At 66.0% G+C, this 24,039-nt stretch carries 23 protein-coding genes; 12 read left to right on the top strand and 11 right to left on the bottom strand.

The window, feature by feature from the left end; all coding sequences use genetic code 11:
• Positions 1-3 precede the first annotated feature (3 nt).
• Both thrB and rnhA read left to right on the top strand, forming a co-directional pair.
• Positions 4-969, top strand: a complete 966-nt coding sequence (thrB, locus tag PV781_RS01950; protein WP_274773944.1) for a homoserine kinase — start codon at positions 4-6, stop codon at positions 967-969.
• Positions 966-1,415, top strand: coding sequence for a ribonuclease HI (rnhA, locus tag PV781_RS01945; protein WP_274773943.1), 450 nt, complete (start codon positions 966-968; stop codon positions 1,413-1,415). Before thrB ends, rnhA begins: the two co-directional genes overlap by 4 nt.
• A 115-nt stretch (positions 1,416-1,530) precedes the next feature.
• Here rnhA and PV781_RS01940 read toward each other — a convergent pair whose 3' ends face one another.
• From PV781_RS01940 to PV781_RS01930, 3 genes are all read right to left on the bottom strand, one after another.
• The gene (locus PV781_RS01940) at positions 1,531-2,637 is read right to left on the bottom strand and encodes a polyamine ABC transporter substrate-binding protein (RefSeq protein ID WP_274773942.1); all 1,107 of its coding nucleotides are present in this window, start codon (positions 2,635-2,637) and stop codon (positions 1,531-1,533) included.
• A gap of 163 nt (positions 2,638-2,800) precedes the next feature.
• On the bottom strand, positions 2,801-3,010 hold the full coding sequence (locus PV781_RS01935) for a DUF1328 domain-containing protein (RefSeq protein WP_274773941.1): 210 nt from the start codon (positions 3,008-3,010) through the stop codon (positions 2,801-2,803).
• Positions 3,011-3,168: 158 nt separating this feature from the next.
• Positions 3,169-3,567 (bottom strand): hypothetical protein, encoded by a 399-nt coding sequence (locus PV781_RS01930; RefSeq protein WP_274773940.1) that lies wholly within the window; start codon positions 3,565-3,567, stop codon positions 3,169-3,171.
• A gap of 338 nt (positions 3,568-3,905) precedes the next feature.
• Here PV781_RS01930 and PV781_RS01925 point away from each other — a divergent pair, with 338 nt between their 5' ends.
• Positions 3,906-4,859 (top strand): diacylglycerol/lipid kinase family protein, encoded by a 954-nt coding sequence (locus PV781_RS01925; protein ID WP_274773939.1) that lies wholly within the window; start codon positions 3,906-3,908, stop codon positions 4,857-4,859.
• 64 nt (positions 4,860-4,923) lie between these two features.
• Here PV781_RS01925 and PV781_RS01920 read toward each other — a convergent pair whose 3' ends face one another.
• Positions 4,924-5,754, bottom strand: coding sequence for a universal stress protein (locus PV781_RS01920; protein ID WP_274773938.1), 831 nt, complete (start codon positions 5,752-5,754; stop codon positions 4,924-4,926).
• A gap of 304 nt (positions 5,755-6,058) precedes the next feature.
• Here PV781_RS01920 and PV781_RS01915 point away from each other — a divergent pair, with 304 nt between their 5' ends.
• Together PV781_RS01915 and PV781_RS01910 are read left to right on the top strand one after the other, a co-directional pair.
• Positions 6,059-7,105, top strand: coding sequence for a glycosyltransferase family 2 protein (locus PV781_RS01915; protein WP_274773937.1), 1,047 nt, complete (start codon positions 6,059-6,061; stop codon positions 7,103-7,105).
• 4 nt (positions 7,106-7,109) lie between these two features.
• Positions 7,110-7,925 carry a ChbG/HpnK family deacetylase gene (locus PV781_RS01910; protein ID WP_274773936.1) on the top strand — a complete coding sequence of 272 codons (816 nt, stop codon included), beginning with the start codon at positions 7,110-7,112 and terminating at the stop codon, positions 7,923-7,925.
• Here the strand turns inward: PV781_RS01910 and PV781_RS01905 are convergent.
• Positions 7,922-8,830: an MBL fold metallo-hydrolase gene (locus PV781_RS01905; protein WP_274773935.1), complete on the bottom strand. Its 909-nt coding sequence runs from the start codon at positions 8,828-8,830 to the stop codon at positions 7,922-7,924. The two genes, PV781_RS01910 and PV781_RS01905, sit on opposite strands and share 4 nt — an antisense overlap.
• Positions 8,831-9,070: 240 nt before the next feature.
• Here PV781_RS01905 and PV781_RS01900 point away from each other — a divergent pair, with 240 nt between their 5' ends.
• Positions 9,071-9,382 carry a hypothetical protein gene (locus PV781_RS01900; protein ID WP_274773934.1) on the top strand — a complete coding sequence of 104 codons (312 nt, stop codon included), beginning with the start codon at positions 9,071-9,073 and terminating at the stop codon, positions 9,380-9,382.
• Between the two features lie 95 nt (positions 9,383-9,477).
• Here PV781_RS01900 and PV781_RS01895 read toward each other — a convergent pair whose 3' ends face one another.
• On the bottom strand, positions 9,478-11,397 hold the full coding sequence (locus tag PV781_RS01895) for a propionyl-CoA synthetase (protein ID WP_274773933.1): 1,920 nt from the start codon (positions 11,395-11,397) through the stop codon (positions 9,478-9,480).
• A 193-nt stretch (positions 11,398-11,590) separates the two neighbouring features.
• Between PV781_RS01895 and PV781_RS01890 the strand changes: the two genes are divergently transcribed.
• The 3 genes from PV781_RS01890 to clcA all read left to right on the top strand — a co-directional run bounded on the left by PV781_RS01890 (position 11,591) and on the right by clcA (position 16,635).
• Positions 11,591-13,216 carry an acyl-CoA synthetase gene (locus PV781_RS01890; protein ID WP_274773932.1) on the top strand — a complete coding sequence of 542 codons (1,626 nt, stop codon included), beginning with the start codon at positions 11,591-11,593 and terminating at the stop codon, positions 13,214-13,216.
• 170 nt (positions 13,217-13,386) lie between these two features.
• Positions 13,387-15,147 carry an ABC transporter ATP-binding protein/permease gene (locus tag PV781_RS01885; RefSeq protein ID WP_274773931.1) on the top strand — a complete coding sequence of 587 codons (1,761 nt, stop codon included), beginning with the start codon at positions 13,387-13,389 and terminating at the stop codon, positions 15,145-15,147.
• A gap of 120 nt (positions 15,148-15,267) precedes the next feature.
• A complete protein-coding gene (clcA, locus tag PV781_RS01880; RefSeq protein ID WP_274773930.1) occupies positions 15,268-16,635 on the top strand; it encodes a H(+)/Cl(-) exchange transporter ClcA in 1,368 nt (455 codons plus the stop codon).
• Positions 16,636-16,641: 6 nt separating this feature from the next.
• Here the strand turns inward: clcA and PV781_RS01875 are convergent, their stop codons facing one another.
• From PV781_RS01875 to PV781_RS01860, 4 genes are all read right to left on the bottom strand, one after another.
• Positions 16,642-17,214, bottom strand: coding sequence for an HPP family protein (locus PV781_RS01875; RefSeq protein ID WP_274773929.1), 573 nt, complete (start codon positions 17,212-17,214; stop codon positions 16,642-16,644).
• Between the two features lie 88 nt (positions 17,215-17,302).
• Positions 17,303-18,475: a GGDEF domain-containing protein gene (locus PV781_RS01870; protein ID WP_274773928.1), complete on the bottom strand. Its 1,173-nt coding sequence runs from the start codon at positions 18,473-18,475 to the stop codon at positions 17,303-17,305.
• A 143-nt stretch (positions 18,476-18,618) separates the two neighbouring features.
• Positions 18,619-19,401, bottom strand: coding sequence for a DUF1499 domain-containing protein (locus PV781_RS01865; RefSeq protein WP_274773927.1), 783 nt, complete (start codon positions 19,399-19,401; stop codon positions 18,619-18,621).
• Positions 19,402-19,411: 10 nt separating this feature from the next.
• Positions 19,412-20,116: an HAD family hydrolase gene (locus PV781_RS01860; RefSeq protein ID WP_274773926.1), complete on the bottom strand. Its 705-nt coding sequence runs from the start codon at positions 20,114-20,116 to the stop codon at positions 19,412-19,414.
• Positions 20,117-20,395: 279 nt separating this feature from the next.
• Here PV781_RS01860 and PV781_RS01855 point away from each other — a divergent pair, with 279 nt between their 5' ends.
• Positions 20,396-21,577 carry an extensin-like domain-containing protein gene (locus PV781_RS01855; protein WP_274773925.1) on the top strand — a complete coding sequence of 394 codons (1,182 nt, stop codon included), beginning with the start codon at positions 20,396-20,398 and terminating at the stop codon, positions 21,575-21,577.
• Between the two features lie 268 nt (positions 21,578-21,845).
• On the opposite strand, the gene PV781_RS01850 is transcribed toward PV781_RS01855, so the two are convergent.
• Entirely contained in the window at positions 21,846-22,448 is a 603-nt protein-coding gene (locus PV781_RS01850) for a L,D-transpeptidase (RefSeq protein ID WP_274773924.1), read from the bottom strand.
• A 311-nt stretch (positions 22,449-22,759) separates the two neighbouring features.
• Here PV781_RS01850 and PV781_RS01845 point away from each other — a divergent pair, with 311 nt between their 5' ends.
• On the top strand, positions 22,760-22,966 hold the full coding sequence (locus tag PV781_RS01845; protein WP_274773923.1) for a hypothetical protein: 207 nt from the start codon (positions 22,760-22,762) through the stop codon (positions 22,964-22,966).
• A 91-nt stretch (positions 22,967-23,057) separates the two neighbouring features.
• Positions 23,058-24,035 (top strand): magnesium transporter CorA family protein, encoded by a 978-nt coding sequence (locus PV781_RS01840; protein WP_274773922.1) that lies wholly within the window; start codon positions 23,058-23,060, stop codon positions 24,033-24,035.
• Positions 24,036-24,039: the final 4 nt, after the last annotated feature.

Genomic DNA, 24,039 nt, shown 5'->3' with positions numbered 1-24,039 from the left:
AAGGTGGCCGTCTATACCGATGTGTCCGCTCCCCATCTGGAGCAGTTTCTGGCGCGCTATGACATCGGGACACTCGTGTCCTTTCACGGCATCGCCGAGGGGGTGGAGAATTCCAACTTCCTGATCCAGACCTCTTCCGGCACCTTCATCCTCACGCTCTATGAAAAGCGTGTGGCGCCTGAGGACCTGCCCTTCTTCTTAGGTCTCATGCAGCATCTGGCCGCGCACGGCCTGTCCTGCCCGCAACCGGTGGCGGCGCGGGATGGGGCGATGCTGGGCGAACTGGCGGGGCGGCCCGCCGCCATCGTCACCTTCCTGCCCGGCGTCTCCGTGCGCCGGCCGGCCGTGGTGCATTGCGCGCAACTGGGCGAGGGGCTGGCGCGGCTGCACCTGGCAGGCGCGGATTTTCCCATGCGGCGGGTGAATGCCCTGTCCGTGCCCGGCTGGCGGCCGCTTTACGTGGCCGCTGACGGACGCGCCGACACGGTGGCGCCCGGGCTCGACGAGACCATCGCGGCGGAGCTTGCGGACCTGGAGGTGCAATGGCCGTGCGACCTGCCCTCCGGCGTCATCCATGCGGACCTGTTCCCGGACAATGCCTTCTTCCTCGAGGACAGCCTCTCCGGCATCATCGACTTCTACTTCGCCTGCACCGACCTCCTGGCCTATGACGTGGCCATCTGCCTGAATGCCTGGTGCTTCGAGGAGGATGGGTCCTACAATGCCACCAAGGGCCGGGCGCTGCTGCAGGGCTATGAAAAGATCCGCCCGCTGAGCCTGGAGGAAGGGGAAGCCCTGCCGCGCCTTGCCCGCGGGTCGGCGCTGCGCTTCCTGCTCACCCGGCTGGTGGACTGGCTGAACGTGCCCCCCGGTGCGCTCGTGCGGCCGAAGGATCCCAAGGAATATCTGCGCAAGCTGCGCTTCCACCGCACCATCGACAGTGCCCGCGACTATGGGCTCGGCGCATGAGCGCGCGCGTGGAAATCTGGACCGATGGCGCCTGCTCGGGCAATCCGGGGCCGGGCGGCTGGGGTGCCATCCTGCGGGCGGGCGCCCATGAAAAGGAATTGTCCGGCGGGGAGGGGCTCACCACCAACAACCGCATGGAGCTGCTCGCCGCCATCAGCGCGCTGGAGGCGCTGAAGAAGCCGTGCGCGGTGGACCTCCACACCGACAGCGAGTACCTGCGCAACGGCGTCACCAAGTGGATGTTCGGCTGGAAGCGCAATGGCTGGCGCACGGCGGACAAGAAGCCGGTGAAAAACCAGGACCTGTGGGAGCGGCTCGACGCCGCCATCGCTCGCCATGAGGTGGCCTGGCACTGGGTGAAGGGCCATGCGGGCAACGAGCTGAATGAGCGGGCCGACGAACTGGCCCGCGCCGGCATGGCGCCGTTCAAGGTGCGGCGGGCTTGAACGGATCGACCGGCGGGATCTTCGTGTCCTGAAAATAGAAAAGGCCCCGCGCGGAACGCCGGCGGGGCCCTTTTTCTGGTCCGGCGCCGGATGCCCGGCGCCGGCTTGCCTCACATCACTTGCCGCGCTTGAACGAGGTCCAGGTCTTGGTGACCACGCGCTGCACGTCCTGGGGATAGGTGGTCACCGTGAACAGGAGGCCCATCGTCTCCGCATTGGGATAGATGGACGGGTTGTCCAGGATGTCCTTGTCGATGAACTTCTGCGAGGCCAGATTGCCGTTCGCATAAGAGATATAGTTGGAGTTCTTGGCCGCCACTTCCGGCTTGTTCATGTAGTTGATGAAGGCCAGGGCCTCGTCCACATTCTTCGCATCCTTGGGGATGGCGAAGTTGTCGAACCACATCAGCGCGCCTTCCTTCGGGATGGCGTAGGCGATGTTGACCGGCTTCTTCTTGGTCTTCTTGGCGGCTTCCTCGGCGCGGGTCTTGGCCTGGAACACGTCGCCCGACCAGCCCACCGCCAGACAGATGTCGCCGCGCGCCAGCGCGTTGATATAGCCCGAGGAATCGAACTTGCGGATGAACGGCCGGATCTTCATGAGCAGCTCGCCGGCCTTGGCGATGTCCGCGGGATCCTTGGAATCGGGGTTGAGCCCGAGATAGCGCAGCGCAGAGGGGATCACCTCCTCCGGGCCATCCAGCATATAGACGCCGCAATCCTTCAGCTTGGAGAGGTTCTCCGGCTTGAAGACGATGTCCCAGGTGTTCATGGGAAGGTCGCCGAGGCGCGCCTTCACCGCGTCGACATTATAGCCGATGCCCGTGGTGCCCCACATATAGTTCACGGCATATTCGTTGCCGGGATCGTAGACGGCCAGGCGCTTGGTGATTTCCGGCCACGCATATTGCAGGTTCGGGAGCTTGGACTTGTCCAGCTTCTGGAACACGCCCGCCTTGATCTGGCGCTGCAGGAACGAGCCGGTGGGGACCACCACGTCATAGCCGGTCTTGCCGGCGAGCAGCTTGGTCTCCAGCACCTCGTTGCTGTCGAAAACGTCGTAGCGAACCTTGATCCCGGTTTCCTTGGTGAACTCCTCGATCACCGACTCGTCGATATAGTCGGACCAGTTATAGACGTTCACCACCTTTTGCTGGGCAAGCGCGGGCACGGCGCCGAAGGCGATCGTGCCGAGCGCGGCCAGGAGGGCGAGGCGACGCATGTGAGGCTCCTCTAGAAGGTCCACGATAGCCGTTAACCGGCTTCGCCACGGTCAGGCTATTGCGAGGACGGGCGCCGCTCAACTGATTATCCACCGGGCCGCTGCGTTGCGGCATCCGGTCACGAACCGCCGCAGCGTAAGGAGCAGGCTGGCCGTGGAGTCCTCACACGACGTGCGGCAGGAAGATCAGGAGGGCCTGCTGGTCGGTGACCTTGTCGAGAAGCAGGAAGAACATCAGGACGAGCAGGGCGAGGCCGAGGAAAAGCCCGAACAGGATCAGGGAGATGCGCCGCGCCAAGGCGGAGATGTTCATGAAGCCGAGTGCGCCGGCAATGACCGAGATGATCAGGAAAATGACGGCGTATTTCAGCATGGGCGCTCTCCGGGCTCATCCGCCGGACGCCGCCGGGGCGCCGCCGGACGCGGCGCATGGCCTCGTTGCGGCAGATCCCAGGCAGGGACGGATCGCAACTGGAACCGCCTATGGGGCCTCCGGGTTCCAGACCCATAACGACGGCGCGCCCGGAGCCTTCAGCGGCTGTTGAGCCAGCGCCGGATCTCTTCCTTCAGGCGCAGGAAATCCCAGAAGGCTGCGCCGACCACCACCAGGGGCACGAGCGAGAGGACCAGCGCGGTGGTCGAGGAAAGCCCCAGCGCGCCTTGCAGGAAGTCATAGGCGAAATAAGTGGTGAGCGCCGTCACGGCGGCGGCGATGATGAGATAGACCTTGCGGGTGAGCCGCCAGATGGCAAAGGCGAGCAGCACCAGCACCGCCAGCACCAGCACGAGGCCCCACACCCAGCCGAGCCCGAAGGTTACGGCGGCGAAGCGGCCGGCCGAGATGGAAAAAAGGGAGACCGTGGCGAGCAGCAAAAAGCCCGCCCGCAGGCGCAGAATGGAAGGCGGACCGACCTTGTGGGACATGGACATGGCTTTTCTCCCCCCGGCGAAACGATAGCGCGAGCCTAGCCTCCACGGACGCGATCGGGAAGGGACGGGTGCGCCATTGCCACAGGTCGGACGTGGGCACCGGCGCGCACCGGCGCCGGGTGTTAGCCGGCCATTCACCTTTTCGACTGTTTGCGTGGCTCCCGCGCCCCGTCCGGCCCATGGTGGATTTTCGAAGCAGGGCTAAGCTCCAAGGGCGTGCGTGCTCCTGCCATTCGCGGGTGGCATGGAACCGCCTGATGCGGTTGAAGCTTGATCGCGGCGGCCGCCCATGCGGGTTCTGGTCGAACACGCCCCGAGGGGCGACGAGGAGATGAGGAATGGGGCGGACCCTAGTGGTGCTGAACGCGCAGGCGGGGACCGTGCGGGACGTGGGTGCGGAAAAGGTCCGCGCCCAGGTGGACGAGGCCCTGACTTTGCCGGGCCAGGACGTCGATGTGCGCGTTCTAGAGGGGGCTGAAATGGTCGCCACTATCCGGGACGTGCGCCGTTCAGGCTATGACACGCTGGTGGTGGGGGCGGGCGATGGCACGGTGAGTTTTGCCGCCTCGGTCCTGTGCGGCTCGGATGTGACGCTGGGCGTGTTGCCGCTGGGAACCATGAACCTGCTGGCCTACGACATCGGCCTTCCCCGCGACCTGGCCGCGGCCCTTGAGGCGCTGCGCGCGGCCAAGGCGAAGCGGATTGACCTGGCCACCTTGAATGGCCGGGCCTTCCATGGGGTTTCGGGCCTTGGCTTCTTCACCCAGATGGCCATGGCGCGCGAGCAGATGCGCACCAGCCGGGGGCGCGTGCTGGGCTGGTTCATGGCACTGGGCCGGGCGGTGGTGCGCTCGGGCCGCCTCTCGCTGGAACTGGAGATCGAGGGACAGCGCGCCCCCATCGACGCTTATGCGGCGCTGGTCACAAACAATGTGTTCGACATGTCCGGCTGGCACCGCTCGCGCCTGGATGCGGGCGTGCTGGAAATCCATGTGGCCGAGGATCGCGGCGCGCTGGCCCGCATCAAGGCCGGTGCCGACCTGCTGGTGGAGGCCTGGCGCGACAATCCGGGCATCCACTCCTTCCAGGCCAAGGCGGTGACCATTCACGGCCTGCGCCGCCGCCGCGCCTGGGTGGCCACCGATGGCGAAATCACCCGAGAAACCTTGCCCCTGCGCTATGAGGTGGCGCCCGGCGCGCTCTCCCTCCTTCTGCCGCCGGATGCGGCCCAGTGGAAAGACGAGGCCCAGCCCCAGGTTCTGGATGCGGGGGCGGGAAGCGTGGCGCCCTGAGCCACCACGAAAAAAAAGGCCGGCGGGGAGCCCCGCCGGCCTCGTTTTCAAAATGGCGCGGTGCTCAATGCGCCATCAGGACCGGAACGGTCATGGTGGCAAGGATCTCGCGGGTCACACCGCCCAGCACCAATTCGCGCAGCGGCGAGTGGCCATAGCCGCCCATCACCACGAGATCGGCGCCCTGGTCCGCGACTTCATTGAGAATGGCCTCAGCGACGCCCACGCCTGAGCCCAGCGGCAGACAGCGGACCTGCGCATTGATGCCGTGGCGGGTGAGATGACGGGCGACATCCGCACCCTTGTCTTCCGCCTGCGCGCTGGCGCGGTAGACCGAGAAGATCTCCACTTGCTTCGCCTGGTGCAGCAGCGGAAGCGCCTCGTTGAGGGCGCGGGCAGCGGCGCGGCTACCGTCCCAGGCCACCACGGCGCGGCCGGCGGAGTAGGGCGCGGTCTGCACATAGGGCACGAGGAGAACGGCGCGACCCGAATCGAGCAGCACCGTCTCGGCAATCACCTCTTCCGGCCCCGGCCGATCGGGATCGGGCTGGGCGACGACGGTGAGGTCGAACAGGCGCGACATTTCGGCGAAGGAATTGGCCGCCAAGCCCAGCGAGGCGCTCAGCGTACGGATCTCACAGCTCACGCCCTCGCCAGCTGTGGCGGCGCGGAACGCCTCTGCCGCCTTGGCGGCGGCTTCTGCGTTCTCCTTCATCTGGGCATCGATGAAGTCCGTGGGCACGGCGCCCATATAGAAGGGGGGAACGTCAATCTCATAGGTGACGGCAAGGCCCGTCAGGTGTGCCCCGTGCGCCTTGGCAAGGCTCACCGCGAAGCTGGCGGCCGGATCGGTGTCGGCGCCCTGGGTCAAGTTGACGAGGATGTCCCGGATCATTTTGAGGTGTCTCTCTTCAGCCGCAACGGCGACACCACAATACCCTAATGCGTTCGCGAAAAAGCACTTTGACGGAGAGCAACTTATGCACACCGCACAAACGGAAACGCGGCCGCCTGGGGGAAGGCGACCGCGTCCGAAACGGCTCGGTCAGGCGGGGGTACTGACCGGTCCGTAGATGAAACGCCGAGCCGAAACTCAGGTTCCGCAGAATATGAAAAAAATTTTGACCATCTCGCCCGGCGCGCCGAACCCCGCTAAAGGGTGGTCGGAGCGCCCAAGGAGCGCAACAGGTGCCCCTCCTATGACGCCGGATTTGAGCATCGTCGTACCGGTCTACAACGAGGCAAGCGGTTTGCCCTCGTTTCATGAGCGCCTGTGCGGCTGCGCCCGCGCAGTGGCCGCCGCCCGTGGGATGCGGATCGAGATCGTGTATGTGGACGATGGCAGCCGTGACAACAGCGCCGCCGTCGCCGCCGCCTTGCCTCCCTTGGGCGTGGACGTGCAGGTGGTCGCCCTCTCCCGCAATTTCGGCAAGGAAGCCGCGCTGCTGGCGGGCCTCGACCATGCCCGGGGCGACGCCCTCATGTTCATGGACGGCGACGGCCAGCATCCGCCGGAAATGATCGAGACCTTCGTCGCGCTCTGGAAGGACCAGGGCTATGACGTGCCCTATGCGGTGAAGGCTGACCGCTCCGACGAAGCCCTGTCGCGCCGCCTGTTCGTGCGCATGTTCTATCGCCTGCTGAATTACGGCGCCCCCACGCGCATCCCCGAGGATGGCGCCGACTTCCGCCTGCTCTCGCCGCGCGCCACCGCCGCCTTGCGGCGCATGCCCGAGCGCAACCGCTTCTTCAAGGGCCTGTCCAGCTGGATCGGCTTTCGCCAGGTGGCGGTGCCCTACCGGCCGGAGGCCCGCACCCATGGCAGTTCCAGCTGGTCCTTCTTCCGCCTGCTGAGCCTCTCCATGGAGGGGCTGACCTCCTTCTCCCCCGCGCCGCTGCGCATCGCCGGCATCTCCGGCGCGCTGCTGGCGGGCGCGGCCTTCCTCTATGGCATCTGGATCGTGGTGGAGCGCCTGATCTGGGGCATCCCGCTGCCGGGCTATCCCTCCCTGGTGGTGGGCATCATGGTCATCGGCGGAATGCAGCTTCTGGTTGTCGGTGTGATGGGCGAGTACATCGCCCGCATCCTCTCCGAGATCAAAGCGCGCCCGGTCTACTTCGTCGCCGACCATGCCTTGCGCCATCGGGAGGCGGGGGAGGGCGGCCATGATGGCGGGCATGGCGCTGTCCATGGCGCGGCCCTGGAGCCGCCCACCTTTGCCGAGCGGCCCAAGGCGGCCTCCTGACACCATGGCGCGCCGCATCGTCATCTGCGCCGACGATTACGGCCTCGCCCCCGGCGTCAGCCGCGCCATCCGCGAGCTGGCCCTGGCGGGGCGGCTCAATGCCACATCGGTCATGACCCTCTTCCCCGATTTGGAGAGAGAGGCGGAGGCGCTGCTCCAGGTGGGGGAGGCAACCGGTCTCGGCATCGGCCTGCACCTGACCCTCACCGGCGGCTTTGCCCCCCTCATCGCCGCGCCGACGGGGGAGGGGCCGCTGCCGGGGCTCCGGGATCTGATTGTGCAGGCCTATCTCCGCCGCCTTGATCTGGCCGCGGTAGAAGATGAGATCGAAGCCCAGTTCCGCGCTTTCTCCGCCTTGTTCGGGCGTCCTCCAAGCCATGTCGACGGCCATCAGCACGCCCATGTGCTGCCCGGCATCCGTCCGATTGTGCTTGCCGCCACCCGTCGCCACGCCCCTGCCGCCTGGGTGCGCGACAGCTCGCCTTCGGGCGGCGTGGGAGAAGGCCTGGACCTGAAAGGAAAGCTGATCGGCGCCTTCTCGGCCGGCCTGCGGCGGGATGCGGCGGCTGCGGGGCTCAAGGCGAATGCCGGCTTTGCCGGTGCCTATTCCTTCAACAATGCCAATGCCTTCCAGGCGGTGCTCGCCCGCGCGCTCACCCATCTGCCGGACGGCGGGGCCGTCATGGTCCATCCCGGCCATGTGGATGCCGTGCTCGCCGCGCGAGACCCGGTGACCGCCCAGCGGGAAGCGGAATTCCAGGTTCTCGCCGGGAAAGAGTTCGGCAAACTCCTGGAATCCAAGGCTATTTCGCTTCGCTAGGCAATGCGGAAAGCGCCGTCCATGGCCGGCTGCCCCTCGGTGCGCACCAGGCCCTGGCCCACCAAGTGCTCCAGATGGGCCAGCACGGTCAGAGAGGCCGCCCCGAACAGGCGGGGATCGAGCCCGATATAGATGCCCCGCACCAGGTCAGGGATGGTGCTTGACCGCTCCAGCCCCCGCATGATCGCCGCTTCCCGCGCATGCCGGTGGGCGAGATAGTCCTTCACGAAGCCGTCGGCGCCGCGAATCACGGGCCCGTGCCCGGGCAGGAAAACGGTCTCAGAACGGGCGGTAAGCTTCTCCAGAGACTGGATATAATCGCCCATCGCGCCATCCGGCGGCGCCACGATGGAGGTCGCCCAGCCCATCACATGGTCGCCGGAAAAGAGCAGGTCCGCCTCCTTGAAGGCGAAGGCCAGATGATTGGCGGCATGGCCCGGCGTCGTCACCGCCTCCAGCGACCAGCCGGCGCCTTGCAAGACATCCCCGTCGCCCAGCACGATATCGGGGCGAAAGTCGGTGTCGGCGCTGGCGTCCATGGGATTGGCCTCGCCGATGAAAAGCGGCCGGGACGGCCGGTGCGGTCCTTCGCCGACGGTCTTGGCCCCCGTGGCTGCGACAATGGCTGGGGCGGCGGGGGAATGGTCGCGGTGGGTGTGGGTCACCACCACATGGGTCACGCTCTCTCCCCGCACCGCATCCAGGACCGCCGCGATATGAGCCGGATTGTCCGGGCCGGGATCAATGATCGCCACCTTGCCCCGCCCGACAATGTAGGTGCAGGTCCCTGTGAAGGTGAAGGGCGAGGGATTGGGCGCGAGCACCCGCCGCACATGGGGCGCCACCTCCTCCACCTGGCCGGGCTGGGTGTCGAAGGTGCGGTTGAAGGGGATGTCGTCGCTCATTTCGTCCATGCCCTGCCCGCCGGGGCCGCTGCCGCCCACGGCCTCACTGCCTCTCGTCCCTTATAGCAAGGCAGTGCCACCCCGCCGAGGACGGGAAGCGCCATATCACCTTTGCGGGATTGGTGCGCGATCCCCCCGCAAGGTCAATGCCGACGGCGTGACCTTGGGGTAAAAGACAAAAAGCGTGGCGCCCGCTCCCAATGCTTGGAGGACAGGCCGCCCGCCCTGGAGGAGCCACCCATGTTTCTCGTACGTACGCTCGCCGCGATCGGTCTGGCGATCAGCCCCGTGGCCCTGGCCGGCGCAGCTTTGGCGCAAGGCATGCCGCAGACGCTGGATATGACCTGCACCGAGGCGCAGGCGATCATCAACCGTGACAATGCTGCGGTGCTAGCCACCGGGCCCAACGTGTTCAACCGCTATGTCAAAGACTTGGCCTTCTGCCCCGAGGCCATGGTGACGAAGCCGGCCTGGGTTCAGACCAAGGACGTTCAGCAGTGTCCCATCGGCTATACTTGCTGGGATCCTTCCACGGACAGCGGCGGCCGCTGACCTTTCGGTCCGCGACGCGCCCATATGGGCGCCGCATGAAAAGGGGAGCGGAGGGCCAATGGGCCGCCTTCGCTCCCCTCTTTTCGCCTTGGGAATCAGGCGCCGAAGCCGCGCCGCTTCAGGATCACCGTGATGTCTTCCAGGGCGCCGGGGTCATCGATGGTGGCGGGAGCGGTCCAGGGATCGGCGTCTGCGATCTTCTTCATGGTCCCGCGCAGGATCTTGCCTGAGCGCGTCTTGGGCAGGCGCGGCACGGTCAAGGCCAGCTTGAAGGCGGCGACCGGCCCGATGCGCTCGCGCACCAACTCCACCAGTTCTTTCTCGATCACTTCCGGCGCCCGCCGCTCGCCGGCCTTGAGCACCACGAAGCCGCACGGCACCTCGCCCTTCAGGCTATCCTTGACGCCGATCACGGCGCATTCAGCCACGTCCGGATGGGAAGCCAGCACCTCTTCCATGCCCCCAGTGGATAGGCGGTGACCGGCCACATTGATGATGTCGTCCGTGCGGCCCATGACGAAGACATAGCCGTCCGCGTCCACGAAGCCCGCGTCCGAGGTCTTGTAGTAGCCGGGGAACTCCGCGAGGTAGCTCTCGACGAAGCGCTCGTCCTGCTGCCAGAGCGTCGGCAGGCAGCCGGGGGGCAAGGGCAGCTTGATAACGATGGAGCCCATGGTCCCCGCCGGCAAGGGCTTGGCGGCCTCGTCCACGATCTGGAGGTCGTAGCCAGGCATGGGCACGGTGGGCGAGCCTAGCTTTACGGGCAGGAGTCCGAGGCCGACAGGGTTGCCGGCGATGGCCCAACCCGTTTCCGTCTGCCACCAGTGGTCGACCACTGGCACGTTCAGGGTGGTCTCTGCCCACTTGACCGTATCGGGGTCCGCCCGCTCGCCGGCCAGGAACAGCGTCCGCAGGGACGACAGGTCGTGGCCCTTCAGATAAGTGCCCTCAGGGTCTTCCTTCTTGATGGCGCGCAGCGCGGTGGGCGCCGTGAAAAGGGCGGCCACCTTGTATTCCGCGATCATCCGCCAGAAGGCGCCGGGATCGGGCGTGCCCACCGGCTTGCCCTCATAGACGATGGAGGTGCAGCCCATCAGAAGCGGGCCGTAGACGATGTAGGAGTGGCCCACCACCCATCCCACGTCGGAGGCCGTCCAGAACACGTCGCCGGTCTTCAGGCCGTAGAGGTTCTCCATGGTCCAGCGCAGCGCCACCATGTGGCCGCCGGTATCGCGCACCACGCCCTTGGGCTTGCCCGTGGTGCCGGAGGTGTAGAGCACATAGAGCGGGTCGGTGGCGCCCATGGGCGCGCAGTCGACGCCCCGCCCTTCTGCGGCGGCCGCGGCGCGGCGCTCGGCCCAGTCGAAGTCCCGGCCTTCCACCATCTCGCCATGCAATTGAGGTCGCTGCAAAATCAGGCAGCCAGTAGGCTTGGCCTCCGCCATCTGGATGGCGGCGTCGAGGAGCGGCTTGTAGGGGACAACGCGGTTGGGCTCGATGCCGCAGGAGGCGGCGAGGATGACCTTGGGCGCGGCATCATCGATGCGAGCCGCCAATTCCTTCGCGGCGAACCCGCCGAACACCACGGAATGCACCGCGCCGATACGGGCGCAGGCGAGCATGCCGATGACGGCTTCCAGAACCATGGGCATGTAGATGACGACGCGGTCGCCCTTTTCCACGCCCATGTCCCGCAGGATGGCGCCAAGCGTGCGCACCTCGGCAAGCAGTTCAGAATAGGTGAGGCTAGATTTGCTGCCGGTGACCGGGCTGTCGTGGATCAGCGCCACCTGATCGCCGCGGCCGGCCGTCACGTGCCGGTCCACGGCATTGTAGCAGGTGTTGCAAATGCCGCCGACGAACCAGCGGCCATAGACACCGAGATCGGGATCGAAGATGGCGCGCGGCTGGGCGATCCAGTCAATGTTGGTCGCCGCCTCCGCCCAGAAGGCCTGCGGATCAGCTTTCCACCGCCCATAGACCTCGGAATACCGGCTGGATGTGGGCTCGACCATGGCGACCTCCCCTCGCGCGTCTTGTGATTGTGGCGGATGATGCGCGGAAGTTACGCGCGCACAAGTCCGCTCATATGCGTAAGACCTTCGTCGACCGGTCCGGCGATTGCGCCCATGCGAAGCGCTCAGCTAGGTTCAGCGCCTGCCGCGCTTGCGGCTGACATCATAAACGGACATGTCGAGGGGGAAACCAATGCCGGGCATCTATGACAAGGACCTCGACCGCAACCCCGCAAACCATCAGCCGCTGACCCCGCTCGGCTTCCTGGAGCGCGCGGCTCGGGTGTTTCCGGATCGTACCGCCATCATCCATGGCTCCTTGCGCCGCACCTACAAGGATTTCTACGCCCGCGCCCGCCGGCTCGCTTCGGCGCTGGAGCAGCGCGGCGTGGGTGTCGGCGACACCGTGGCCGTCATGCTGCCCAACGTGCCGGCCATGCTGGAAGCCCATTATGGCGTGCCCATGTGCGGGGCGGTGCTCAATTCCCTCAACACCCGCCTTGATGCCGCGATCCTGGCCTTCACCCTCGACCATGGTGAGGCGAAGGTGCTCATCACCGATCGGGAATTCTCCCCCGTTATCAAGGCGGCGCTGGCCATCGCCAAGGTCAAGCCGCTGGTGATCGATTATGACGATCCCGAATTCACCGGCGCCGGGGATCGCATCGGCGAACTGGAATATGAGGACTTCATCGCCGCAGGCGACCCCGACTATGCCTGGGCCATGCCGTCCGACGAATGGAACGCCATTGCCCTCAACTATACGTCGGGGACCACCGGAGATCCCAAGGGCGTCGTCTACCATCATCGCGGCGCGCATCTGCTGGCGGTGGGCAATGTGGTGACCTGCACCATGGGCAAGCATCCGGTCTATCTGTGGACGCTGCCCATGTTCCACTGCAACGGCTGGTGCTTCCCATGGTCCGTCTCCGTCGTGGCCGGAACCCATGTGTGCCTGCGCCAGGTGCGGGCCAAGCCCATCTTTGACGCGCTGGCCGATTATGGCGTCACCCATATGTGCGGCGCGCCCATCGTCATGTCGACGCTGCTGAATGCGCCCGCCGCCGACAAGCGGCCACTGCCGCACGTTGTGGACTTCATCACCGCCGCCGCCCCGCCGCCGGAAGCGGTGCTGGCTGCGATGCAGGACGCCGGCTTCAACGTCACCCATGTCTATGGCCTGACCGAGGTCTATGGCCCCGCCGTGGTCAATGACTGGCACGACGAATGGGACAGCCTGCCGGCCGACGAGCGCGCCGTGAAGAAGGCCCGCCAGGGCGTGCGGTATTCGGCGCTCGAGGCCCTCGACGTGATGGATCCGGAGACCATGGTGCCTGTGCCGGCGGATGGCACCACCCTTGGAGAAGTCATGTTCCGCGGCAACGTGGTGATGAAGGGTTATCTGAAGAATCCGTCCGCTACGCAGAAGGCTTTTGAGGGCGGCTGGTTCCACTCCGGCGACCTCGGCGTCAAGCATCCCGACGGCTATGTCCAGTTGAAGGACCGCTCCAAGGACATCATCATTTCCGGTGGCGAGAACATCTCCTCCATCGAGGTGGAGGATGCGCTCTACAAGCATCCGGCGGTGGCCGCCGCCGCTGTGGTGGCTCGTCCCGACGACAAGTGGGGCGAGACGCCGGTGGCCTTCGTGGAACTGCGCGAAGGCGCCACCGCCACGGTGGAGGAGCTGCTCGCCCACTGCCGCATGCACCTTGCCCATTACAAATGCCCGCGTCATCTGGTGTTCGAGGAGATCCCCAAGACCTCCACCGGCAAGATCCAGAAGTTCCGGCTGCGTGAGATGGCCAAGGAAATCTGATAGCGCACATCTGACCACAGGGCGCCGGCTGGAAGTCTCCATGACGGAGCGGCAGGCCGGCGCCGCTCTCCGATCACGGATGCGGGAATGAAGAACCGGTAATGTGCCGGTCATCCTTCTGCCAGATGAAAGTGGAGTAAGGTGCGGGCCTGAATCGGAACCTTGCCCGCATGAAAGCCTTCTTCACTCTCCTCGGCGACATCCGCCGGCTTGCGATTCCCTACTTCAAGAGCGAGGAGCGCTGGATCGCGCTTGGTCTGCTCGGCGCGGTGATCGCGCTTGAGCTGGCGTGGGTCTATGCGACCGTTCTGCTCAATGAGTGGAATTCCGCCTTCTATAATGCCATCCAGGAAAAGAATTACCCCGAGTTCAAACACCAGCTTCTGATCTTCTGTGCCATCGCTGTCTGCGCCATCGCTGTCGCGGTTTATCAGATCTACTTGAAGCAGTGGCTTGAGATACGCTGGCGGCGCTGGCTGACTACACGCTATATGGGGCACTGGCTCACCGACGACACCCATTATCGCCTGCGCCTCTCCGGCGATCCCGCCGATAATCCCGATCAGCGCATCGCGCAGGACGTGAACCTGTTCGTGTCCCAGACCATCGGGGTTGGCATCGGGCTCCTGGGCACGGTGGTCTCGCTCATCTCCTTCAGCGTCATCCTGTGGGGCCTATCGGGCTCGTATGACCTCCAGCTTTTCGGCACGGAAATGGTGGTGCCGGGCTATCTGTTCTGGGCCGCGCTCATCTATGCGGCGGTGGGCACCTGGCTCGCCCATTTGATCGGCCGGCCCCTGGTGCGGCTCAACTACAATCAGCAGCGCTATGAGGCGGATTTCCGCGTGGATCTGGTGCGGGTGCGCGAGAACAGCGAGCAGATCGCACTCCTCAAGGGAGAGCAGGCGGAGGAGCGCCACCTGTCCGGCCGGTTCGAGCGGATCTGGGGCAATTTCTTCGACCTCATGCGGGCGCAGAAGCGCCTGACCTGGTTCACCGCCGGCTACAACCAGATCTCCACCATCTTCCCCTTCGTGGTGGTCTCGCCCGCTTACTTCTCCGGCGCCATCCTGCTCGGGCCGCTGATGCAGACGGCCAGTGCCTTTTCCTCCGTGCAGGGCTCCTTCTCCTTCTTCATCACCTCCTATTCGACCCTTGCGGAGTGGGCGGCGGTGGTGAACCGGCTCACCGGCTTCGAGGCCTCCATGGTGGCGGCGAAGGCGCAGGCGCACACCCCTGCCTTCGTGCGGACCCCTGTTCCCGCCTCGGACGTGCCGCAAGCGGTGGCCATGGAGGAAATGGACATTCGCCTCCCCACGGACGCCCCCATCATCAAGGTTGAGGGGGTTTCCATCGCGCGGGGCGAGCATGTGCTGGTCATGGGGCCGTCGGGGTCGGGCAAGACCACCCTCTTCCGCGCCATGGCCGGCATCTGGCCCTTCGGATCGGGCCGCCTTGGCATCGAGGCGCCGGGCCGCCTGATGATTCTGCCCCAGAAGCCCTATGTGCCGGTCGGGCGGCTCGATGCGGCCTTGGCCTATCCGCAGGATCCGCAGCTCCACACGCGCGAGGAAATGTGCGCGGTCCTTGAGGCGGTAGGCCTGCCGGGCCTCTGCGGGCGACTGGACGAATCCGGCCTCTGGCCTCATGTCCTGTCCCTTGGCGAGCAGCAGCGTCTCTCGCTCGCACGTGCGCTTCTGGCCAAGCCCGCCATCCTGCTGCTGGACGAAGCCACCGCTGCGCTGGACGAGCCGTCCGAGGCGGCCGTCTACCACCTGCTGCGCCATCGCATGGCGGGAACGACGCTTCTGTCCATCGGCCATCGCGCAACCCTGAAGGGACTGCATGACCGGATCCTGATTCTGCAGGGGGAGGGGGCGCCACGCCGGCTGGTGGAGGCCGGCGCGCCCGTGCTTGCAGCGGAAGCCTGAGCGGCGTGTTCGGTCAATCGGCGCTACTGGGTGCCGATTGACCTTGCGGTGGACAAGCGGCCTCCGTTATCTCGTTGAGGGGACGGGCTGCATCTGGGCGGCGAGGGGGAGGCTGGCTTCGTGCAGGACAGCAAGACGGATACGACTGGCCGCCTTCACGACTTCGCCTATTTCGCAATCGCCATCCTGGTGGGCTCCGTGGTGGGCGCCATCGGCACCGTCTTCCACATTTCAACGGAAGGCGCCGCCCATTGGCCGGCTCTCGTGCACGACACACTGGCCGGTCCGCTCCTTCTGCCCGGAATGGCGCTCATCGCCGCAGTGATGGTGCTGGCCTCGGTGTGGCTGGTGCGCACCTATTGCCCGGAGGCGGCCGGCTCCGGCGTCCAGGAGATCGAAGGCGCCATGGAGGGCCTGCGCGAGGTGCGCTGGTGGCGCATCCTGCCGGTGAAGTTCGTCGGCGGCGTGCTGGCGCTGGGGTCCGGGCTGGTGGTCGGCCGGGAAGGGCCGACCATCCATATGGGGGCCTCCGTGGCCCAGGCCTGCGCCGACCGGTTCGGCCTGTCCACCCGGGACATGCGCGGGCTGCTCGCTGCCGGCGGCGCGGCGGGACTTGCCGCCGCCTTCAATGCACCGCTGGCGGCCATCCTGTTCGTCATCGAGGAAACGCGCCGGCAATTTCCCTATGGTTTGCGCACCTATACGGCGGTGATCCTTGCCTCGGTGACAAGCGCCATTGTCACGGAGAGCATCGCCGGCGTCGGACCGGACATGCGAATCGACGTGCCCGACATGCCGCTCGCCATGCTGCCGGCCTTTGTCGTGCTGGGTGCCATTCTCGGCGCCGTGGGCGTGGTGTTCAACAAGTCGGTTCTGTGGTCGCTCGACGCCGCCCGCGCGGTTGGGCTGAAATGGTCATTCTACCTTGTACCTGCCGTGGTCGGGGCGGTCATTGGTATCCTGCTGATCGTGCGGCCAGAGGCCACCCTCGGCGGCGAACAATTGGCTGTCGCGTTGGCGCAGGAGCGCCTGCCATTGCTCGTCCTGGCCAGCATCGTGGTGATCCGCTTCGTCATGACCATGGCCAGCTATTCCACAGGGGTTCCGGGCGGGATCTTCGCGCCGATCCTGGCCCTCGCCACGTCTATCGGCGTTCTTTTCGGGACGGCCCTGGACTTCGTCATCGGCCTGCCGCCCGGTGCGCTCGCCGCCCTCGGCGTCGCGGCCATGGGTGGGCTGTTCTCGTCCGCCGTGCGGGCGCCGCTGGTGGGAATGGTGCTGGTGGCCGAACTGACCGGCGCCTACACCTTGCTCGTTCCGGTCATTCTCACCTGCGTCTTCGCCAACATGGTGGCCGATGCGTTGGGCGGGGAACCGATCTACGAATTGCTCCTCAATCGCACACTGCGGCTCGCCGGCAAGACGCCACCCCCGCCCTTGGCGGAGGATCAGATCGGTGGCTGGGACGAGACCCAGCACCGCTCCTGAGCAGCCTTAAAGCCAGCGGCGCGGCCAAGCCGGCCCGCCCGCAAGGGTGTGCCACACATAGGTATAGGCCACCAGCAGCGCGCAGCCCGTTGCCACCGGCACCAGCAGGAAGGTGGGCGACAACTGCTCCAGCACGATGATGATCGGATCAATTCCGGCTGGCGGGTGGAGGGTGCGGGTGGCCTGCATGGCGAAGAAGGCGATGCCCACGGCGGCTGCCGCCGCGGGATAGGAAGGCCCCGCCAGCCAGAGCACCGCCAGACCGATGAGGCTCGAAATGACGTGGCCGCCGATCAGTGCCCGTGGCTGGGCGGGGTCGGCATCGGGCATGCCCATCACCACCGCGATGGAGGTGGCAAAGGGGATCAGCGAGATGGGAGTCTCGCCAAGGTCCGCGGCCAGTTCCATGGCCCCCACGGCCAGCGCCGCCCCAAGCGCCCGCCATCCCCACAGCAGGACCTGCCGGCGCAGGGGCGGGGCAGTGCCATCGCCTTGTCCTGCCGCTCCGTCCTGCGGCCGGTCAAGGACGGCGAGAGCCGGGTGCGCGGCATCCGGGCTTTGGTGAGGGTCCGATGTCATAGCCGCATCAAATAAGAGCCAACCTGCCGCAGCAATGACGATTTTCACCGTTCCTGCGGTTGCCGGCCAGCTGTTGCCCCTTTGCCTCTCAAGGGGGTGATCTGGGCGTGGACGGCGCAATGCTATAGCCGTTTCGGCCCTCGGCCTTGGCGCGATAAAGCGCCAGATCTGCGCGGCGGACGGCATCGGCGCAGGATTCCGAAGCTTGGCTGAAGGCAATGCCGAAGCTCGCCGTCACGCTGCTGCCCTCGGGCAAGAGGTCAAACCGGGCGGTCGCAAGCCCGCTGCGCAGGCGTTCCACCACGGCCTTGCTGTCCTCCACGCCTGCGCCTGGCAGGAAGAGGCAGAATTCTTCTCCACCAATGCGGCCGGCAATGCCGTCGCGCGCGGCCATGGCGCTCAGGAGACGGCCAAAACCCGTGATCACCTCATCCCCTGCCGCGTGGCCGAAGCGATCATTGATGGATTTGAAGTGGTCGAGATCACAGATGATGATCGCTGCGGTTTGCCCGAAGGGCAGGCGCGCCAGCGCCTCAGCGGCGTCAGCGAAGAAGGCGCTGCGGTTGCGTAGTCCAGACAAGGCGTCCTTCTGAAGGCGCCGCGCATGCTCGGTCATGACCTCCACGGTGAGCAGCGCCATCAGGCTCATCCCCATTGCCAGGGAGAGCACGCTGCCAAGCGTCTGGGAATAATAGGCATAGAGGCTGAACACATAATCCTGAACACCGGGCGCCTGCTTGCCGCCCACCATGGGACCCAACACTCCCTTGGCCAGGAAGTGGACCGCCACCGCCAGCAGCACAATTCCCACGGCGACGTCGACGCCCCGGCGCCCCCGGGCCAGCACGCTGACACTGCCCCATGCGAAGACCGTCGCGAACGGCAGTTGGTAGGCGAGGGCATGCTGCCAGGTGCCGCGCGGCAGGTCGTAGATCACCAGGGGATTGATCACGACCAGGATGATGCCGAAGACAAACAGACCCCGGTTCGAGGCATTCGAGCGATAGCAGGTGCGCACACCCGCAACGATCAGCACCGCCGCCAGCATGAGGAAGCCGAACGACAGGGCGGAGACGAGGCGGGGCGCAGGAAGGGTGAAGCTCAAGGCTTCGGTCGCAGCGGTCGCGGTGGCGGCGAGGAAGCCCGCGGCGCACCATTGTCCCAGCCGGGTCGAGGCCCGATAGCCCAATGCAAGGAAACCGGCGGCAAAGCAAAGGCCGATGGCCATGTTGATGACGAGAAGAAACAGCGCGCTGTTCATGCGGGGGACCTTGTCCGCGCCGGACGCGTGCGGTGTGGCGACACGCGACATCTCGCGTGAAGCCCCCGCGTCACGCAGGTTGTCATGTGCCCGCGGGCGCCGGAGCCGTCAAGCGGACCAAGCCCTCGTTGGGTCACGCGGCGTCAACGCTTCTTGCGGCGCTCGGCGCTGAGGTCCGTCATGAGGCTGGTGACGCGCCAAGCATTTTCCCCAAGGTCATGGATTCCATAGCGCGAGGCGGACCGCACATCCACCCGGGCGCCCTTGGCGGTCGGGCGCACGCGGATCACCACGTCGGTGCGAAACCCCATGACGGGATTGACCGCAATGGCCTCGATCTGGCCATCACGCACGCCGCCGCGCGGGGGCACGAGGTCCACGATGCGCCAGTGGCGCTTCTGCACCAGGGCGAGAACGGTGTTGAAGGCTTCTTCGGGGGTCGCATCCAAGTCGATGGGCTTGATGCTGGGATAGGAGGCGCGCTGCAAGGCAGCAGCGGCTGCGCCGGCATAATCCACGGGATTGGCCTCGCGCGGGCGGGCAAAGCCCATGGCCCGGAAGCGGGGGGGATCTGCCGGATCGGTGGTGATGTCGGTGAGCGGTGGCAGCATTACGCCGCGCGCCAGTACCGCAGCCGGTCCCGCCAGCAGGATGAGGGCAATGGCCATGGCGCCGATCGCCCGGCCCATGCCTTTCCAGCCGCTTTCCCAGATGGAGATGAAGGCGATAAGGCCCAGAAGCCCTCCGCACAGGGCAAGGACCAGCCCGGTGCCGAGCGCCGCAAGCGCCGGCTCGAAGGTCAGGATGCCCGCCCGGTAGAGGCCGGCGGCGAGGGCGATGACGGGGATGGCGAAGACGGCAAGCCGCAGGCTCCAGGCGGCGAGGCCCGATTGGCGTTCTTCCACATAGAGACTGCGCTTCAGCACGCGGCGCACCTTAAGAGTTCACGAGCGTGGAGGGCAGGTCGTCGATGGAATCGACCACCATGTCGGACTGCGGCATGAGATCCTCCACCGGCGCGGGGCCGGAGCGCACCAGGATGAATCGCGCTCCCGCGCCCCGCGCGGCAGACAGATCATGGGCGCTATCGCCGACAACCGCCACCTCCCCAGGGTGAAGGCCGAAGAATTGGGCGGCCGCAGTCACCATGCCTGGGTCAGGCTTCGACCCAAAGCCGGAATCATAACCGTGCACGCAGTCCAGAAAGGGCAAAACACCAAGGGCATCCGCCTGGGTGCGGGCATTGGCTTCCGCATCATTGGTGACGATGGCGAGGCGCAGCCCTGCAGCGTGGAGCGCGCCGAGCACGGAGGCGGGATTGCCGATGGGCGTGAGGTGGCGCAGTCCAGCCTCGCGAAAGAGATGGTCGATCCGGTCAAACAGGCTCTGGCTTGCCGGCTCCCCGAGCGCTTCGGCCCACAAGGGGCCGTAATGTGCCGATGATCCGGACACCAGGGGGGAGGAGGGCAGGAACCGTTCCTCGTCCGGCAGATAGTGGCTCACGGCTTCCAGGCGGGCGAGGGCGGCGGCATCGCCATTGGCCAGCACCTGCATCACATGGCCTGCCGATGGCCCCCAGGTGCGATCGAAATGCACCAACGTGCCGTCCTTGTCCAAAAGGAGCGCTTTCAGGCCGTGCATCTCTCATCCCGCTCCGGCGCCGAGATTTGGCGCCCCGCTCTCACCCATTCAAGAACCATGATCCGGGCGCCGGGACAACGGCGCGCTGCCATCCGACGGGGGGAATTCATTTTTCAGGCTTTTTTAACTATCATTGCAGGAATGAGACTGCGCTCCACCGCTCCCCATCCGCCGCTGCGACGGTGGACGCCCGCTTTGCTCCCATTCCCCATTCGGAACGGCGGGGGGGCGTCTACGGCCCTGACCCTGGCTTTCCTGCTGTTCCCTTTGGCGCCCGCCTTGGCCGTACCCTTGCCCGTGCCGCGGCCGGACATCGAGGCTGAATTGGGCGAGGAAACGGAGGTGGAGACGCAGGCAGAAGCCGCTCCGGCCCCGCCTGCCCCCAATTTCTTCCAGCTTTTCCAGAGCCCCCCGCCGCCACCTCCGGCCCCCACCGTGGCGCAGGAGCCGGAGCCCAAGGCTGCGGACGCGCCCGCGGCCTCGGCCCGTGCATCCCAGCCGCTCACCATTGGCGGCAAGCGCGTGGCCTATGTGCCGCTCCCTGAGCCCCGGCCGCTCGAATTGGACGAGGCCGAGGAAGACGCACCGGCAGGCGATGCTCCCGCCGCCCAGGCGTCCACAAGCACGGAGCCGCAGGTTGCCCCTCTGTTGGTGCCACCGCCCCCCCCAAGCGGCAGCCAGGTGGGCCGGCCGCAGCGGACAGCGCCGGTGGAGGCCGTGGCGGGCGAGGATCTCCCCGGTCCCTGTGCCAGTCTGGTGGCGCAGCAGGCCATGCTCGCCGTGCGCGTCGCGGCCATCGAATCGCCCGGCGCCTGCGGCTTGCCGGTGGCGGTGAAGGTTTCCGCCATCCGCCTCCAGGACGGCAATCTGGCGACCCTCCAGCCGGCCGCCGTTCTCGCCTGCGACACGGCGGTGGCGGTCACGAACTGGATGCGGCAAGACATTGGACCGGCTATCGAGACCCTGGGCGCACGGCTTGAGACTATAAAGGTCGCCGCCTCCTATGACTGCCGGTCGCGCAACCGTATCCGCGGCGCCCAGATGAGTGAGCACGGCCGCGGCAATGCCATCGATGTGGGCGGGTTCGTTCTTTCCGACCAGCGCGTGCTGGAGGTGAAGAAGAACGGGCTTCCGCTCTCCCTCCAGACGGCGATGAAAGCCTCGGCCTGCGAGCATTTCACCACCGTGCTCGGGCCGGGGTCCGATGGCTACCACGAGGATCACATCCACGTGGACATCGCACAGCGTCGGCTCGACATCCGATTGTGCCGTTGGACCATCAAGGGGCCGACCCCTCCCGCAGATCCCGCCGTGGCCCGTGCCACCCCTGGGGGCGATGAAGAGGCGAGCGGGCAGACTGAAGCGGCCAGCCGCCGTCTTGCGGATGCCTCGCCTATCCCCTTCCCGACCCCGCGCCCGCAGGTTCCCGGGGACCGGACCAGCCGTCCCAAGGGGGGGTGATCCCCCCCGTAAGGTGCCAAGGGGGGTGATTCCCCCGTATGGCCGCACCTGGTCGACGGCATGCGCCGAGCGCGGACGTCGGGCGACCTCTCGCGGCGCATCAGAAATTTCTTGGAAGACTTTGATTTAAAAAGCGGACGGCGGATCGCACCCAGGCGTCGACCCGGGCACTCACGCCATCTCGACGCTCAGCGGCACGCGCAAAAACAAAGTGGCCGATGCCCGCAAGGAGCATCGGCCACTTCCCCAGCCCCTGAAGGGTGAACCCTCAGAGAACAACCACCGTCGCGCCGTTGGGCACGCGGTTGTAAAGATCGATCACGTCCTCGTTCAGCATGCGGATGCAGCCGGAGGAGATGGCCTGGCCCAGATATTCGGGTTGGTTCGTGCCGTGGATGCGGAACAGCGTATCTTTCGACCCCTGGTAGAGGTACAGCGCCCGCGCGCCCATTGGGTTGTGCGGACCAGGCCCCACATAGGACGGCAGACCGGAGATGCGCTGGTGGATCTCCGGGGTGGGAGTCCAGCTCGGCCATTCCGCCTTGCGGCCCACCTTGGCAGTGCCGTGGAAGGCGAGGCCTTCCTCGCCCACCGTCACGCCGTAGCGAATGGCGGTACCATCGGCCTGCACGAGGTACAGGAACTTCTTGTCGGTATCGACAATGACCGTTCCCGGCTTCTCGGAGCCCTTATACTCGACGATATGGCGCGCATACTGGCCTTCGGGCTTCACCCGGGCGTATGGCGCATTGGCGAGAAGCTGCTTGTCCCGAGGCTTTAGCGCGGCTTCAGGGGCCGGAGATGGGGTCTCCGTGACACAGCCTGCCAACAAAACCGCGAGCAGAACAGCCGGGACCGTCCGCATCGTCATGACCGCCTCGTGAATTATGGTGAACGGAATCAACTCGTGGCGAATGGATTACCGGAATGCGTCGCAGCCTTGAAGAGGCCGCAAACGCGCCACGATGCAGTGCGGTAAGAGCGTGGCAAAAATGTCTCACGGTTTCCCCTTCGCATTCCGTTAAGACGGCATTGCAAGCTTTGGGCGATGCTCACGCAGTAAGACCTTGGTGACGCCCCTGCGTTTGCACAGTTTCGACGCAGTTGCTCACCATCTGTGAGGGGTCTTCACAGCAAGGCGCATCTGACTTAGGCAGTGCGCCCATTACGGAGAAAGGTAAGATGGACCAGTCTCAACCGAGCCAGCAGCAGCAGGCCCGACCCGAGTCCCACCAGGAGCGTCACGCCGCCCAGGTCAGCCAGTGGCGCGATATCGGCATCACCGCCGTGGCTGCCGCCGCCCGTTATGCCGGCGACACCAAGGCTGCTGCCGCCGCCAAGCAGAACAAGGTCGTAACCCTTCGCGACCTCGATTATTTCGCGGGCTGATCGCACGCCCTGGCGCATCGATGCCAGGGGCGATGCCCGAACCTCCCAGCGATAGCCGCGTGCGCGCCGGAACCGGAGTGGAATTCGGTAGATGCTCGTTGCCTATATCGCCCAGGATGGGGTTCTAAAGTCCCAGGTCGTGGGTCCGCAGGATGCGGCCCCCTCGGATGCCGTCTGGCTTGACCTCGTGTCGCCGGTGGATGACGAGGATGACCGGGTTGAGGCCGCCGTCGGGGTGGAGATCCCGACGCGCGAGGAAATGCAGGAAATCGAGCCGTCGAGCCGGCTCTATGTGCAGGGCGGGGCGCGCTACATGACGTTGTCCGTCCTGTCCGGGGCGATGACCGATGCGCCATCGGTCACGCCGGTCACATTCATTCTGGTCAATGGCACACTGGTCACCGTCCGCTACGCGGAGCCGCGGCCCTTCGCGGTGCTGGTGCAGCGCATGCAGAAGGCGTGCCCCGTTCGTGTCACCGGCGAGGTCCTGCTTTTCGAATTGCTCGACACAATCATCGATCGCACAGCAGACGTGCTGGAGCATTGCGCGGCCGAAATCGAGCTTCTGTCGAAGCGCGTCTTCGAGCGAGCGGAGGGGCCGAAGGACAATCGGCAGTATCGCGACATCCTCACCCAGGTGGGTCGCAAGGAAGGCCTGACCTCCTATGCGCGGGAGAGCCTGTCGTCTCTCACCCGCATGCTGGCCTTCCTCGGGGCTGAGCTTGAGGAGGTGCCGCCCATCCCCAAGGAGCAGCGCTCGGCCCTGAAGTCCATGCATCGCGATGTGGGCGGGCTGGCCGACTATGCCAGTTTCCTGGCGAACAAGCTGCAATTCCTGCTGGATGGGACCATCGGCATGGTCAGCCTCGAGCAGAACAACATCATCAAGATTTTTGCCGTGCTCTCGGTGGTCCTTATGCCGCCGACCCTGATCGCTTCCATTTACGGCATGAATTTCCAGCACATGCCGGAGCTTCACGCCGCCATCGGATATCCCCTGGCGCTGACGGCCATGGCCGTATCCGCGATCACGCCCTACCTCTTCTTCAAGTGGCGCGGCTGGCTTTAGCCGT

Origin of the sequence: Aquabacter sediminis, assembly GCF_028863665.1 — a bacterium.
Classification (GTDB): Bacteria; Pseudomonadota; Alphaproteobacteria; order Rhizobiales; family Xanthobacteraceae; genus L1I39.
Note: the sequence above shows the minus strand (reverse complement) of the source record. Positions and strands in the feature narration are given on the sequence as shown.

Coding starts and splice junctions, on each gene's coding strand:
- PV781_RS01940 (WP_274773942.1), bottom strand. CDS start 2,637: ATGCGTCGCCTCGCCCTCCTGGCCGCGCTCGGCACGATCGCCTTCGGC.
- PV781_RS01935 (WP_274773941.1), bottom strand. CDS start 3,010: ATGCTGAAATACGCCGTCATTTTCCTGATCATCTCGGTCATTGCCGGC.
- PV781_RS01920 (WP_274773938.1), bottom strand. CDS start 5,754: ATGATCCGGGACATCCTCGTCAACTTGACCCAGGGCGCCGACACCGAT.
- PV781_RS01845 (WP_274773923.1), top strand. CDS start 22,760: ATGGACCAGTCTCAACCGAGCCAGCAGCAGCAGGCCCGACCCGAGTCC.
- PV781_RS01890 (WP_274773932.1), top strand. CDS start 11,591: ATGCCGGGCATCTATGACAAGGACCTCGACCGCAACCCCGCAAACCAT.
- PV781_RS01870 (WP_274773928.1), bottom strand. CDS start 18,475: ATGAACAGCGCGCTGTTTCTTCTCGTCATCAACATGGCCATCGGCCTT.
- PV781_RS01925 (WP_274773939.1), top strand. CDS start 3,906: ATGGGGCGGACCCTAGTGGTGCTGAACGCGCAGGCGGGGACCGTGCGG.
- PV781_RS01910 (WP_274773936.1), top strand. CDS start 7,110: ATGGCGCGCCGCATCGTCATCTGCGCCGACGATTACGGCCTCGCCCCC.
- PV781_RS01930 (WP_274773940.1), bottom strand. CDS start 3,567: ATGTCCATGTCCCACAAGGTCGGTCCGCCTTCCATTCTGCGCCTGCGG.
- PV781_RS01915 (WP_274773937.1), top strand. CDS start 6,059: ATGACGCCGGATTTGAGCATCGTCGTACCGGTCTACAACGAGGCAAGC.
- PV781_RS01900 (WP_274773934.1), top strand. CDS start 9,071: ATGTTTCTCGTACGTACGCTCGCCGCGATCGGTCTGGCGATCAGCCCC.
- rnhA (WP_274773943.1), top strand. CDS start 966: ATGAGCGCGCGCGTGGAAATCTGGACCGATGGCGCCTGCTCGGGCAAT.
- PV781_RS01860 (WP_274773926.1), bottom strand. CDS start 20,116: ATGCACGGCCTGAAAGCGCTCCTTTTGGACAAGGACGGCACGTTGGTG.
- PV781_RS01905 (WP_274773935.1), bottom strand. CDS start 8,830: ATGAGCGACGACATCCCCTTCAACCGCACCTTCGACACCCAGCCCGGC.
- PV781_RS01895 (WP_274773933.1), bottom strand. CDS start 11,397: ATGGTCGAGCCCACATCCAGCCGGTATTCCGAGGTCTATGGGCGGTGG.
- PV781_RS01850 (WP_274773924.1), bottom strand. CDS start 22,448: ATGACGATGCGGACGGTCCCGGCTGTTCTGCTCGCGGTTTTGTTGGCA.
- PV781_RS01840 (WP_274773922.1), top strand. CDS start 23,058: ATGCTCGTTGCCTATATCGCCCAGGATGGGGTTCTAAAGTCCCAGGTC.
- PV781_RS01885 (WP_274773931.1), top strand. CDS start 13,387: ATGAAAGCCTTCTTCACTCTCCTCGGCGACATCCGCCGGCTTGCGATT.
- PV781_RS01875 (WP_274773929.1), bottom strand. CDS start 17,214: ATGACATCGGACCCTCACCAAAGCCCGGATGCCGCGCACCCGGCTCTC.